We start from the raw sequence: 14,074 nt of genomic DNA, 5'->3' as shown, positions 1-14,074 counted from the left end.
GTGCGACGGGGTCAGGCTGCTGACACGGTTACAACTCATCCCGGGGAAGCTGGACGGATACGTCGGGATACTGTTGGCGTACATTTTTCCAGTCGGTGCCCATACGCCCGGCGAGGCGCCAATAACCGCCGGCCTTCAACACTTCTAGATGGCTGTTGTTAGCCAGCCTGGAAATGAACGCATCGAACGACAACACAGTGGTCCATTGATCATTGGGGGGTTGCACCAGTTTGACTTTAAGCAGTGCTTGCTCCGCGATCGAATAGGTCGGTACGTATTTCAACAATGCACCGTCGCGTGACGAATAGTAGAACGCCGTAAGACCAAAACCTTTGTTTTTCACGACCTGGGTGTGCGAATGAATCGAGTCGGGAGAGGCGAAATACGCAGCGTCGACATTTGATCCCGGTCGCGCGTCATCTGATTGAGCAATCTGATGGCTGGCCATCCATGTGTAACCGTCAGGCAAGCGCGGCAATCGGGTGCTGGGGGAAGCCGAAACGTCGCTCGCCGTGCGGAAGATCAGCCCGATGGCTGCGTCGGGATCACGGGTGCCTGCGAGGGGTTGCATGCCAACGTATGAATAGGTACCGGGTTTAGTCAGGATTGCGCCTGTACACGCCATTCCTCGATTGAACCGTGCCGCTCGAAGCTGAGCATAACGAGCGGCATCGTCCGGATGATGAAACATCGGTCCAAACGGCAGCCTGGCCTTGCTTGCCCACCTGGCTTCGACGGACACAGACGGCATACCAGCAATCCAGTCCTGACCCACCTCCCCCGGCCGGGACCAGTAAGCGCTGGTCAACAGCACCTCCAGTTTCCCCGCCGCCGCCATACGTCGAACGTAATCGGTCATCGTGAATGAGCCACGGTTGATAGCGTCCTGATCACGTTGAGCCTGCGCCGTTGTCGCAAACGGATTGTCCCTGACCTGGACCTGACCAAATCTGTCCTGAGACACAACCGGATCGAATGGGGCGAGTTCAAGACGTAGCAATGCGCCGTCGCCACAGGAAAAATAAATCGGCCTGTACCCGTTGGACGTACGGACGCCGTCACGCGCCAGGCTTACGTCCATGGGTGAAAAGAAGTGCCGATAGTCATCGTCCGACAACCCCAGCGGCGTAGCGGTTGCACACAGGATGAGCCCACTGTCCACGTAGCGGTAAGGCAATACACCGGGGAAGACACGGTCATACGCCAACCGTGAGTTGCGCACACTCACGGGCAGCGTTGCGAGGAATGAACCGTCGCGAGCGTTGCGCAGGATAAATCCAAAGCCGAGGAGTGAGCGACTGCCTGCCTGTTCGTGTGCCAGACGTGCGGCATCCTGCTCCTGGATGCAGACAGCGCTATAAGCCGGTTCCACCAAAGCCCTCGGGTAACCTGTCGTATGGGCTATTGCCTGATACGGTTCAAACTCCGTGACGTCACGAGCCGCCCCCCAGAGACGGCTACCTGCAACCACCTTCAGATATCCGGAACTGACCAGCTTTTTAACCCACGCGGTCGGCGTCAAAGCACCGGCATGGATCTGCTCCTTGATCCAGGTGGCATCCAGATCACGAGCCGGTTTACCCGACATGCTTATCGCAATGCCCAGATCCGCGCGGATTCGCTCCCAAGTGCCGATTCGGTAACGGATGATCGCTCCGTCGGGTGCAAACAGGTATTCATCAAACGCCTGCGTTTTACGCATGAAGGCGGTGTAAACGGAGTCGACAGAGAGCATGTTGCGATAGAGTTCTTTGTCGACGTCCGATAACAAGACGGGTAACGCGCGCAGCACTCGGGAGCGATAACGAGCAACGACCGTACAGTCTGGCGGAAACTGGCCGAGCTCAACCGCTGCCTCCGCAAAGATCCACTTGATATCAAAGTCTTCCTGGGGAATGTAGGCAGGGTCAGTGGCCACATACCTTCCGTCAGAGCGCTGGAGAATCAGGCCACCGAATGCTCTGGGCGTGCCGGCGGGCACCTGCGAACGCGCATGCACGGCGGCGTCATCGGCCGTCAGGAACACCGGACCGAGCGAACGACGCTGCAGGTTCTGGTTCGGCACCCAATGAATGCCGACCAGCCCTTTCCTGTCCCAGCACACACTGGTGCGCAACACGTGCAACTCATCATTCCTGGCGACCGTCGCGACAAAATCGGTTGCGCTCGACACGCCCTTGGCGAGATTGTTTTGAATCGCCTCCAGGCCCATGTTCGGGACGTCGTTGTCAAACAGCGGGGTGTCCGGGCGGGGAACGTACTTCAGCAGTGCGCCGTCCGGTGTCGACACGTAGAGGAAGGCCGGAACTCTTCCCCCAAAGACAAGGGGTGGTTTGGGAATTATTGTTTTTTTTGCGTTGTAGACAGCGACCCACAAATCTTTCGGAACAATGAAATGCTCGGCCAACCAGCGTCGTGGATCATCCCGCTCATTGTTGACCCGCTGGCGCGAATAGAAATAGGAGTGAGGGGTGAATGACTCTGGATAGACATACTCCCCGGACTTTGGGGAGCTCCGGAACAGACTGCGCTCCAGGAAAAGCCTGTCTCTTGGATAACTGACGGGAACCAGTTCTGAAGCGACATATTCTTCTTTGTCCTTGTGCTTGAGAATGAACCCGAACCAGGTCTGTCCTTCATCGCGTTGTACGGTGCTTCGGGCATAACGATCGAGCGCCGCTTCGTCGGCTGACTGGAAAACCGCACCCAGCGACACCCACTCCGGGACATTCCGCTTCCAGGGGCCGGGAACGAAGTGCTCCGTGACCTTTCCCCGTGGTCGCCATCGACCGTTGCTGATAATGACCTGCAAATCGCCGGCGGCCGCCGCCTCTGTCACGAGTTGTTCCGGTTTGACCACGCCCTTTTCCAGGTCGAGGGCAAGCTTGCCGGGCGATACGGTGGTTCCCAACTGTTTGAGCAGCGCCAACGAGCGCGGGCTGCTGTCGGGGGTGAATCGGATCAAGCTGTCTTCGGCCCCCGACAGATAGGCGGACAGGTCGGTTGCAAGGATGTTGCGCAGCGCTTTGACACTCAACATCAACAAGCTCGTCGTCGCATCATCGACGGACCATTCCAGATCCGCGACCTCGTGTGCATCGAGTGTCGAAAGCGCAGCGTGAGAATAAAAAAGACTGTGCAAGACATGGTTGTCGGGGACGAGCTCGTGATGCGTACTCGAACTGGACGAATGTTCGACGGGATCAGTAATCACGTAGCGTTGATCTTTTCGCTGAAGGATATAGCCGTAACAGCCACGATTACGGCGCCGCCCTACCCGTTCGTGGGCATAACAGGCGGCGTCGTCCGCCGACAGAAAGGTCCGGCCCAATACACTTAGTGTTGATACAGCGTTCGTCGAATCGGGCTGTTGTGGTTGCTCATCCATGAGGGGGTGCTCCATTGAGTCTTTATTGAGTACTCACTGTCGCACTGTCGAATACGACCATGGCGGTACATAGTTATTCCTCCTCCCCTGACTGTTTGCGTTCGCGTGGGCACGACTCATCAGGCGCTCTGGCCGATAAAAGCAGCGCTCTACAGTTCATCACGGCCTGGCTTCACCTCCGGTTGTACAGCGGGCGTCCAGGTCGAATTCAGACGTCCGCGGTGGCGCCAGTAACCATCGGTGTCCACGACTTCAAGCCGGCCGACGCTGGCGAGCCCTGCGAGGTATGCGGCGACCCCGTCCTTTGCCCCCCCATTGAAAAATGCGGTTTCCTGCGCCGAGAAGCTGGGGGTGAATTTGAACAGCGCGCCCCCACGACCGGTGAAGTAGCAACAGCCACCGGAGACCCCGCTCTTTTTCACCACGTCCCTGCTGAACCACAGGTCGGCCAGGGCCAGGTTGTCCAGCAGCAACTGGTCAGATGCGCTGGGGTCCTTCACGAACAGATTGAAGCGTTTGTAGAACTGATGAACCGCGATCCATTTGTAGCCAGGAGGAAATACCGGTAATGGCAAAGCCGGAAAACCGGGTACGGTAACCGGGGCAATCGGCCCGCCCGGCCCTGAGTAAAACAGCGCGCTGGCAGCAAAACTGTCGATGCCGTCTTCAAGCGGCTCGACGGCAACGAACGAAGCTGTGGCCTCATGCATCAAAACACCACCCAGGTACTGCTGGCCGACGTACTCGCCAATCAGCCTCTGCGCCGAGCGAGCCGCATCGTCGGCATGGGCGAATACTGGCCCGAGAGCAAAACGGTTATCCGGGGCCCACCTCACCAGACCGATGCCGGTTTTGACACCCTTGGCATCCACCCTGAACGGCGACCAGAATGCGCTGCGCACCACGGCCTGCAACTCACCGTTCGCGATCACTTTGCGCAGATACTCGAACAGCGTTTCGTGCCCTGACTGCAGAATTTTCCCGTAGGCGACCGCGGCATTTAACCGGGTCCACTCCGGTGCGCTGGCCTTGGGTTTGTATCGCAACAAGGCGCCATCGGCACAGGACACGTACATATTCAGGTATGAAGTCACTGCGCCTGTGCGCACACGGACAGCGTCCAGCCCGTACGTCAGGTCCCGAGGCGCGATGAAACTCTGATTCAAGTCATGCGGTTGTTGCTCTGTCCCGGTAGACGGGCACAGATATATTCCCTCAACGCGGTACCCCGAGGGTAACAGCCCATCGGGAAACACCTTCTCGACGGCGAGACTTCCTCGCCGCCCGTCAATCGGCAACGTTGTCATATACCGCTCCTCGTTCAGTGCCTTGAGCACGAATCCGAAACTCAATCCGGTTCGAGCACCACCTTCTCGATGAACATGCCGTACGGCGTCGTCCATTTGCGTGAAGACCGGACTGAGCGCCGGGTCAGCGATGGCCGACCGATGCACTTGCGATGGGCCTCCTGTGAAATAAGCAAGCCATTCTGACAACTGCCTGGCCTTGCCCCATAGTCGACTGCCCTTGATCACCTGCAACCGGCCGGCTCTTGCAACCTGATTGACGTATTCACTCGGGGCCAGCGTACCGTTGCGCATTTGCAGTTCTATCGGGGTGTGTCTGCGCTGCAATTGACTCGGCGCCGCCAATGACCGCGCGAGTTGTTTTTCAGCAGCACTGGCGCTGAGGGTGTAGCTGATCAGGCTGCCATCGAGTCCCAGCAGATATTCCTTGCCGGGCGACAGCGACGGCGAAAGCCTGGAGCCGTTCAGAATTGCCGCCAGAAAATCGGTGGAAAACATAGCGAGGTACACATCCCGCTCCCGGTTCGACAGCGCGAAAATCGGCTCGACCTGGATTCTCGAATGGTAGCGGGCAACGATCGTGCTCCCCGCCAGAAACAATCCCTGCTCGGTCAATTCATCAAGGCGAATCCAGCTCGCGGGAAAGTTCTCGACCTCGACGGCCACCGGTAACGTGGCGACAAACAAACCATCGCGCCGACGCAGCACCAGGCCACCGTAGACCCGCTCACGTCGCGCGCCCAACTGCGCCAGCGCGTAGCGCACCGCGTCATCCTGCGACACAAAGACCGGACTGAGCGCTCGCCGCTGGATCTGCGCGTAGGGTTTCCAATCCGCACCGACAACGCCCGCCTCGTCCCACAGTTCACTGGTACGCAGCACCTTCAGTTCTCCGGCCTTGGCGATCAATTGAATGACGTTGGCATAGGGCGGCGTGTCGTTGAGCAACAGCAACTTCAGTTGCTGCAAACCTTTAGCGTCGAACTGTGTTGAGGTGGCCGAGTATTGATACCGCAACAAGGCCCCATCCAGGGTCGCGACGAAAACGCTCAGGTCCTGAAAATGCGTAAGACGTTGCGTGCCTTCGTCGTCATAGATCGCCGCAGCCAGTTCGGTCAGGGAAGCAAAATGCCGGGCAAACCAGGCATCCGCTGTCGATAACCCGTCAAGAATCCAGCTTGCCGAGTAATAAAGCGTGAGCGTGCGAAACTCGTCGATCAATACGGGAGCGCCGAAGTCGCTCGCCTGGTTCAGCGCACCCAGGCGGCCGGCAGATACCGTTTCTGTCGCCACGTACTCTTCGCGATCCTTGTGTTTCAGGATAAATCCCCAACCCGCCGCAGCCGTGCGGTAGTCGAGCCTGGCTCGATGACGGGCGTTCAGTGCGGCTTCTTCGGCACTGGTAAAAATCTGCCCGAGCACCGGAGCGCAAACGCCTGCGGGAGTTGGCTCATCACCCAGTACCGTTCCTCGCGGGCCCCACACATCATTGCCTGCTACCACACGCAGTCGGCCAGTCCCGGCCAGTTCGTTGACAACGGCATCGGGTGCCAATGTGCCGGCCTTCAGTTCCAGGTCGATCAGGGTGGAGCCATCGGCGAGCATGGCGACTCGTTCTTTCACCTTGTCGCGAGCGGTCACTTTCGATGAATCGGGGCTGTAAATCAAAAGGCTGTCTGGCGAGCCCGAGAGGTAGAAATCGACAACATGCGCGCTATTGGCGAGCACCGAGCGAATGTCCTCAGTGGTGAACATCTGCGCCTGCGTCAATTGCTCTTGTACGTCGGCACGCACAACGGCGCTTGAGTCGGATTGCCAGCGCGAAGCGTACAGGCCATAAAACGAGTATCCCTCGAGCAACACGATCGGTGCCCCTGAAGCGTCAAGAGGGCAGAGCCAGTCCAGGGCAAACCGTGGCTGCGCGCCGATAACCGGCTCGGTAGCTACGAACCGTTTGTCTTGATCCTGCAAAATCAGCCCGACATAGCCTTGTTCACGTCGGCTGCCAATGTACTCGTGCGCAAAACGTGCGGCATCGTCCGCCATGAGGAAAGCAGGACTCAAACGCCGCGACCTGGCATAGGGTTGCCAGTCGGCGCCAATAATCCCGACAACATCCCACAACGAGCTGTCCTTCAGCACCGTCAGTTCGCCGGCTGCAGCCACTTGCCTGATGTAATCCGAAGGTTTGAGCGTGCCAGCCTTCAAACGAGCGTTGAGATCCGCGCTGTCCTTCAGCGCAACTTCACGCAGGTGTGCCGAAGGGCGGTACTGCAACACGGCTCCTTCCTGGGTCCGGGCGTACACCTTCAGAAAGTCGGGGTATTCCTGCCGATAGACATCCCATAGCGAAAACCTGATGCCCGCAGCCAACTCGTCCGGTGAAAAAAATCGCTCATAAAGCCAAGGCTCGCTGGCGCTCTGAGCCGCTTCGCCCTGGGGCAGAAAGTAAACGCCGTTCAGGTCGAAATCGAGCAGGGGCTCCAGCTTGCGATCGGCTTTCATCGCAAAGGTCTTGAACAGTTCGGCTGCCGGCTCGCTGGAAAGTACCGGATAGGTCGCCATGCAGTCCGAGCTGCCGGCGGAGGTCACGACAAACCCCAAATGAACGCTGCCGGTAGACGGGGACACCGTCGCGGCGGCCGCTTCGATGGCCTTGTCCACTTGATCGAACACACCACAAAAAAACGGCTGTACCGGCGTCGGATCTCGAACCGCCGCGGCACCGAGGGTCCAGCTCGCCGGCACGTTTCCTCGTACACCGCCCCACTGTTCATTGGCGACCAGTACGGTAAGGGTGCCGGTTTGGGCCACTTTCCGAATCAATTGTTCGACATCGGAGAACGGCCCGAAAGCCTTGAACCCCTGCTCAAAAAGCTGTTTCTCTTCTGCCGGCTGAGTGGACTCGTACTTGATCAGCGAACCATCGGGCCCCGACAGGTAGTGACGCTGGCCATAGGCGCCCGGGTCCTGCATGTGGCTGAGGATATGTCCTCTCGAAAAAAAACCGAGGCTCAACTTGATCTGCTCGGCCGTCCAGCGGGGATGAGTACGCAGGACTTCGGCGTGACTGGCCGAATGGGACAGGTAATACGCCGCCCCACTGTAGCCAATAGGGGCAAACAGTTCTCCGGCAGTCCCGGTAGACAGCATCGTGTCGAAATCGAAATGCCCCATCCTTCCCGCCACGGGCAATGTCGGCTGAAACTTTCCGTCGCCACGCTGCACGATCACCCCGCCATAAGCCCTGTCACGGCGCGCGCCGATCTGCCGGTGTACCCAATACGCCGCATCATCCGCACTGATGAATGACGGCCCCAAGGCAGGAAATCTGGCCGCTCCTCCGGGTTTTGAAGGTGTGCTGATAGAGGTGCTGTCCATGCGCTGCTCACTTGATTGAGAAGCCACGATGATCAAGATCCTGGAGCGCCGCAGGTGGTACATATTTATCGCCAACAGGATTTCTGCTTTTTGGCGCAGCCGGCACCAATGCCGCGCACGACGATGCACCCGCGCCTTGATCAAGCCCCAGTCTGGTGCGTCGCCAGAATCACCGAGAGCTCTATCACGCTGTTTCCCTGCCTGTGCCAATCAGGCACAGCCCTTGCTAAAGACCCTTCAGTAGTCCGCATCTGCCAACCCAGAAAAATTACTAACGTTCATGGAGATCGCACAATGAAGCGTCGCAGCTTGATCAAGGCTTTCACACTCACGGCAAGCATTGCCGCGATGGGCATGACCTGGACCGTCCAGGCCGCCGAGACCATCAAGGTCGGTATTCTGCATTCGTTGTCCGGGACCATGGCGATCTCCGAAACCTCGCTCAAAGACATGGCGTTGATGACCATCGACGAAATCAACGCCAAGGGCGGCGTGAACGGCAAGATGCTGGAACCGGTGGTCGTCGACCCTGCGTCGAACTGGCCGCTGTTCGCGGAAAAGGGTCGTCAGTTGCTGACCCAGGACAAGGTTGCCGTGGTGTTCGGTTGCTGGACATCGGTGTCGCGTAAATCAGTGTTGCCGGTGTTCGAAGAACTCAATGGCCTGCTGTTCTACCCGGTGCAATACGAAGGCGAAGAAATGTCGCCGAACGTGTTCTACACCGGCGCCGCGCCGAACCAGCAGGCGATTCCGGCGGTGGAATACCTGATGAGCGAAGAAGGCGGCAGCGCCAAGCGTTACTTCCTGTTAGGCACCGACTACGTCTACCCGCGCACTACCAACAAGATTCTGCGCTCGTTCCTGCATTCCAAAGGCGTGGCGGACAAGGACATCGAAGAGGTCTACACCCCGTTCGGCCACAGCGATTACCAGACCATCGTGGCCAACATCAAGAAATTCTCGGCCGGCGGCAAGACTGCGGTCATCTCCACCGTCAACGGCGACTCCAACGTGCCGTTCTATAAAGAGCTGGCCAACCAGGGCTTGAAAGCCACCGACGTTCCGGTCGTGGCGTTCTCGGTCGGCGAAGAAGAACTGCGCGGCATCGACACCAAACCGCTGGTGGGCAACCTCGCGGCATGGAACTACTTCGAGTCGGTCGAGAACCCGGCGAACAAGAAGTTCGTGGCCGACTGGAAAGCCTACGCCAAGAAACACAACCTGCCGGGCGCCGATAAAGCGGTGACCAACGACCCGATGGAAGCCACGTACGTGGGCATCCACATGTGGGCGCAAGCGGCTGAAAAAGCCAAGTCCACCGACGTCGACAAAGTCCGCGAAGCCCTCGCCGGCCAGACCTTTGCCGCACCGTCGGGTTACACGCTGACCATGGACAAGACCAACCACCATTTGCACAAGCCAGTGATGATCGGCGAGATCCAGGCCGACGGTCAGTTCAACGTCGTGTGGCAAACCGAAGGGCCGATCCGTGCCCAGCCGTGGAGCCCGTTCATTTCGGGCAACGACAAGCGGCCGGATTATGCGGTGAAGAGCAACTAAGCCACTGGATGTCAGGGTCTGGGCAGGAAGCTTGGGCCTGACACAAATCCCTGTGGGAGCTGGCTTGCCTGCGATGGCATCACCTCGGTGCATCAGATAAACCGAGTCGTCTGTATCGCCGGCAAGCCAGCTCCCACATAGTCCGAGCAAGGCGACTCTTTATGCCCACTGCCCTTTACCGCTTCATCCTCGCCATCGCACTTTTGCTGCCGATGGCCGCGCATTCAGGCGACGCCGAAGACTTCGTCGCCGCCAACCCCGTGCAGCAAGCCAAGCTTCTCGAATCCTGGGCCGCGCAGCCCGACCCGGCCCGTGTAGAGCTGATCAACGCCCTGCAACAAGGCGAGTTGACCGTCGACGGCCAACCGAAAACCCTGCGCCTGAATAACCGCCTGCGGGGTCTGATCGACACCGCGCTGGCCAGCCACCAACTGCTCGCCGCCGACGCCAAAATCCGTCTGGCCGCCGCGCAGCAATTGCAGAAAAGCGCCAAACCCGCGCAGTTGAAATACCTGGATCGGCAACTGACCGGCGAAAAAGATGAAAGCGTCCATGCCGCATTGAGCCTGGCCCTGGCCAACCTGCAACTGGTCGACACCGACCCGGCCGTGCGCCTGGCGGCCGTGCGTCTGCTCGGCGAAACCGGTGATCCACTGGCGCGCACCCGCCTCGAAAGCCTGCTGGAACCGGGCGTCGAAGCCGACGCCAACGTCCGCACCGCCGCTGAAACCAGCCTGGCGCAAGTCAAACGCAAACTGCTGATCGGCGAGATCCTCGGCCAGGCCTTCAGCGGCATGTCGCTGGGTTCGATTTTGCTGCTCGCAGCATTGGGCCTGGCGATTACCTTCGGCCTGCTCGGCGTAATCAACATGGCCCACGGCGAGATGCTGATGCTCGGCGCGTACTCGACGTACGTGGTGCAACTGATGTTCCAGCGCTTCGCCCCGCAAGCCATCGAGTTCTACCCTTTGATTGCGTTGCCGGTGGCATTTTTCGTCACCGCCGCGATCGGCATGGCGCTGGAACGTACGGTGATTCGTCACCTCTACGGCCGCCCGCTGGAAACCCTGCTGGCGACCTGGGGCATCAGCCTCATGCTGATTCAGCTTGTCCGGTTGCTGTTCGGTGCACAGAACGTTGAAGTGGCCAACCCGGCGTGGCTCTCGGGCGGTATTCAAGTGCTGCCCAACCTCGTGCTGCCGTACAACCGCATCGTGATCATCGCCTTCGCCCTGTTTGTGGTGGTACTGACCTGGTTGCTGCTGAACAAGACGCGCCTCGGTTTGAACGTTCGCGCCGTTACCCAAAACCGCAACATGGCCGCCTGCTGCGGCGTGCCGACCGGGCGGGTCGACATGCTCGCGTTCGGCCTCGGTTCCGGCATTGCCGGCCTTGGTGGTGTGGCGCTCAGCCAGATCGGCAACGTCGGCCCGGACCTCGGTCAGAGCTACATCATCGACTCGTTCCTGGTGGTGGTGCTCGGCGGCGTCGGTCAGTTGGCCGGTAGCGTGCTGGCCGCGTTCGGCCTGGGCATCGCCAACAAAATTCTCGAACCGCAGATCGGCGCCGTACTCGGCAAGATCCTGATCCTCGCGCTGATCATTCTGTTCATCCAGAAGCGTCCGCAAGGCCTCTTCGCACTGAAAGGACGGGTGATCGACTGATGAACCAGCCTCTGATGCTCACGGCCAGCCAAAAGGCCGGCCCCAAAGTCACGATCGCCGTCGGTGCGGTGGTCCTCGTTCTGTTGCTGGCGTTGCCGCTGCTCTCGCTGTTGTCGCCGGACAGCGCGTTTCATGTCTCGGCCTACACGCTGACGCTGGTGGGCAAAATTCTTTGCTACGCGATTGTCGCGCTGGCCCTGGATCTGGTCTGGGGTTACGCCGGCCTGTTGTCGCTCGGCCACGGCCTGTTCTTCGCCCTCGGCGGTTATGCGATGGGCATGTACCTGATGCGCCAGGCGTCGGGCGATGGCTTGCCGGCGTTCATGACCTTTCTGTCGTGGACCGAATTGCCGTGGTACTGGATCGGTACCAGCAGCTTTCTGTGGTCGATGTGCCTGGTGGTGTTGGCGCCGGGGTTGCTGGCGCTGGTGTTCGGGTTCTTCGCCTTCCGCTCGCGGATCAAGGGCGTGTATTTCTCGATAATGACCCAGGCCCTGACCTTCGCCGGAATGCTGCTGTTTTTCCGCAACGAAACCGGGTTCGGCGGCAACAACGGCTTCACCAACTTCCGCACGATTCTCGGGTTTGGCATCACTGAACCGGGTACTCGCGCGGTGCTGTTTTTCGCCACGGTGGTGTTGCTGATGGCGAGTCTGTTTATCGGATGGAGGCTGGCGCAAAGCAAGTTTGGCCGGGTGCTGACGGCGCTAAGGGATGCGGAAAACCGCCTGATGTTTTGCGGCTACGATCCACGGGGTTTCAAGCTGTTCGTCTGGGTGTTGAGCGCGGTGCTGTGTGGCTTGGCCGGTGCGTTGTACGTGCCGCAGGTCGGGATCATCAACCCGAGTGAAATGTCGCCGACCAACTCCATTGAGGCCGCCGTTTGGGTGGCCCTCGGTGGACGCGGCACGCTGATCGGTCCGCTGCTCGGCGCCGGTGTGGTCAACGGAATGAAGAGCTGGTTCACCGTGGCGTTCCCCGAATACTGGCTGTTCTTCCTCGGCGCGCTGTTCATTGTCGTGACCTTGTATTTGCCCAAAGGCGTGATCGGTCTGCTGAAAAAGAGAGGTGAATCATGAGAGTCACTGCGACGGCGGAATTCATGCTCGAACCGGCGTTTTTTCCGCCACTGGAACCCAACCGCGACGCCGGCAGCAGCCGCGATGCCATCGGCCTCGGGCAACGTGTCGGCCCCGGTCTGAATACGCGCCACGGCACGATCCTGACCCTGGAAGACATCAGCGTCAGCTTCGATGGCTTCAAGGCCCTCAACGATCTGAACCTGTACATCGGCGTCGGCGAATTGCGCTGCATCATCGGCCCCAACGGCGCCGGCAAGACCACGCTGATGGACGTGATCACCGGCAAGACTCGCCCCAGTCACGGCAAAGCCTGGTTCGGTGAAACCCTGGACCTGACGTCGATGAGCGAAGTGCAAATCGCCCAGGCCGGCATCGGTCGCAAGTTCCAGAAGCCGACGGTGTTCGAAGCCTTGAGTGTGTTCGAGAACCTGGAACTGGCGCAGAAAACCGACAAGTCGGTGTGGGCCAGCCTGCGGGCTCGCCTCAGTGGCGAACAGAAAGACCGCATCAGCGAAGTGCTGGAAACCATTCGCCTGACGGCCTCGGTCAATCGCCCCGCGGGGTTGTTGTCCCACGGTCAGAAGCAGTTTCTGGAAATCGGCATGCTGCTCATGCAAGACCCGCAACTGCTGCTGCTCGACGAACCGGTGGCGGGCATGACCGACGCCGAAACCGAGTTCACCGCCGAACTGTTCAAAAGCCTGGCCGGAAAGCATTCGCTGATGGTGGTGGAACACGACATGGGCTTCGTCGGCTCCATCGCCGACCACGTCACGGTGTTGCACCAGGGCAGCGTGCTGGCCGAAGGGTCGCTGGAACAGGTGCAGGATAACGAGCGGGTGATCGAGGTGTACCTCGGCCGATGATTTTGCTCCCGTAGGAGCGAGGCTTGCCCGCGAAGCTTTTGGCGGCCTTGAGGTCCCCTTCACGGGCAAGCCTCGCTCCTACAGGGGATTGAGGAGGATTTGAGAATGCTGCAAGTCGAAAAGCTGCACCAGTATTACGGCGGTAGCCACATCCTGCGCGGCCTGACGTTTGACGTGAAGGTCGGCGAAGTCACTTGCCTGCTGGGGCGCAACGGCGTGGGTAAAACCACTCTGCTCAAGTGCCTGATGGGTTTGCTGCCGGCCAAAGAAGGCGCGGTGAACTGGGAAGGCAAACCGATCACCACGTTCAAGCCGCACCAGCGGGTGCATGCGGGGATCGCTTATGTACCTCAGGGACGCGAGATTTTCGGCCGGCTGACCGTGGAAGAAAACCTGCTGATGGGCCTGTCGCGATTTCCTGGCTCTGAAGCCAAGGAAGTCCCGGCGTTCATCTACGAGCTGTTCCCGGTGCTGCTGCAAATGAAGCAACGACGCGGCGGTGACTTGTCCGGCGGCCAACAGCAGCAGCTGGCAATCGGTCGTGCACTGGCCAGCCGTCCTCGGTTGTTGATTCTCGATGAGCCCACCGAAGGCATCCAGCCGTCGGTGATCAAGGAGATCGGCGTAGTGATCAAAAAACTCGCGGCCCGCGGAGACATGGCGATTCTGTTGGTCGAGCAGTTCTACGACTTCGCCGCCGAACTGGCCGATCAGTACCTGGTGATGTCCCGGGGCGAGATCGTGCAGCAAGGTCGCGGCAAAAACATGGAAGCCGAGGGTGTACGTGGTCTGGTTACGATCTAATCTGAAGCGTCCTGACGATAAT

The 14,074-nt window shown here is 59.5% G+C and carries 7 protein-coding genes; 5 read left to right on the top strand and 2 right to left on the bottom strand.

Features of this window, described 5'->3' with window-relative positions:
- Positions 1-28: 28 nt before the first annotated feature.
- Together ACA072_RS02980 and ACA072_RS02975 are read right to left on the bottom strand one after the other, a co-directional pair.
- Positions 29-3,388, bottom strand: coding sequence for a hypothetical protein (locus ACA072_RS02980; protein WP_497623013.1), 3,360 nt, complete (start codon positions 3,386-3,388; stop codon positions 29-31).
- Positions 3,389-3,537: 149 nt separating this feature from the next.
- Positions 3,538-8,220 (bottom strand): hypothetical protein, encoded by a 4,683-nt coding sequence (locus tag ACA072_RS02975; protein ID WP_497623011.1) that lies wholly within the window; start codon positions 8,218-8,220, stop codon positions 3,538-3,540.
- A gap of 150 nt (positions 8,221-8,370) precedes the next feature.
- Between ACA072_RS02975 and urtA the strand changes: the two genes are divergently transcribed.
- From urtA to urtE, 5 genes are all read left to right on the top strand, one after another.
- Positions 8,371-9,636: an urea ABC transporter substrate-binding protein gene (gene urtA, locus ACA072_RS02970; protein WP_461979036.1), complete on the top strand. Its 1,266-nt coding sequence runs from the start codon at positions 8,371-8,373 to the stop codon at positions 9,634-9,636.
- Between the two features lie 161 nt (positions 9,637-9,797).
- A complete protein-coding gene (urtB, locus tag ACA072_RS02965) occupies positions 9,798-11,300 on the top strand; it encodes an urea ABC transporter permease subunit UrtB (RefSeq protein ID WP_497623008.1) in 1,503 nt (500 codons plus the stop codon).
- Positions 11,300-12,379 carry an urea ABC transporter permease subunit UrtC gene (gene urtC / locus ACA072_RS02960; protein ID WP_497623006.1) on the top strand — a complete coding sequence of 360 codons (1,080 nt, stop codon included), beginning with the start codon at positions 11,300-11,302 and terminating at the stop codon, positions 12,377-12,379. Before urtB ends, urtC begins: the two co-directional genes overlap by 1 nt.
- The gene (gene urtD, locus ACA072_RS02955) at positions 12,376-13,248 is read left to right on the top strand and encodes an urea ABC transporter ATP-binding protein UrtD (protein WP_497623004.1); all 873 of its coding nucleotides are present in this window, start codon (positions 12,376-12,378) and stop codon (positions 13,246-13,248) included. The genes urtC and urtD overlap by 4 nt, the downstream gene beginning before the upstream one ends.
- Positions 13,249-13,353: 105 nt before the next feature.
- Positions 13,354-14,052, top strand: a complete 699-nt coding sequence (gene urtE / locus ACA072_RS02950) for an urea ABC transporter ATP-binding subunit UrtE (RefSeq protein WP_497623002.1) — start codon at positions 13,354-13,356, stop codon at positions 14,050-14,052.
- Positions 14,053-14,074: the final 22 nt, after the last annotated feature.

The sequence above is a fragment of the Pseudomonas sp. LBUM1656 genome (genome assembly GCF_059716065.1).
This window is presented reverse-complemented; position numbering and strand designations above follow the sequence as displayed.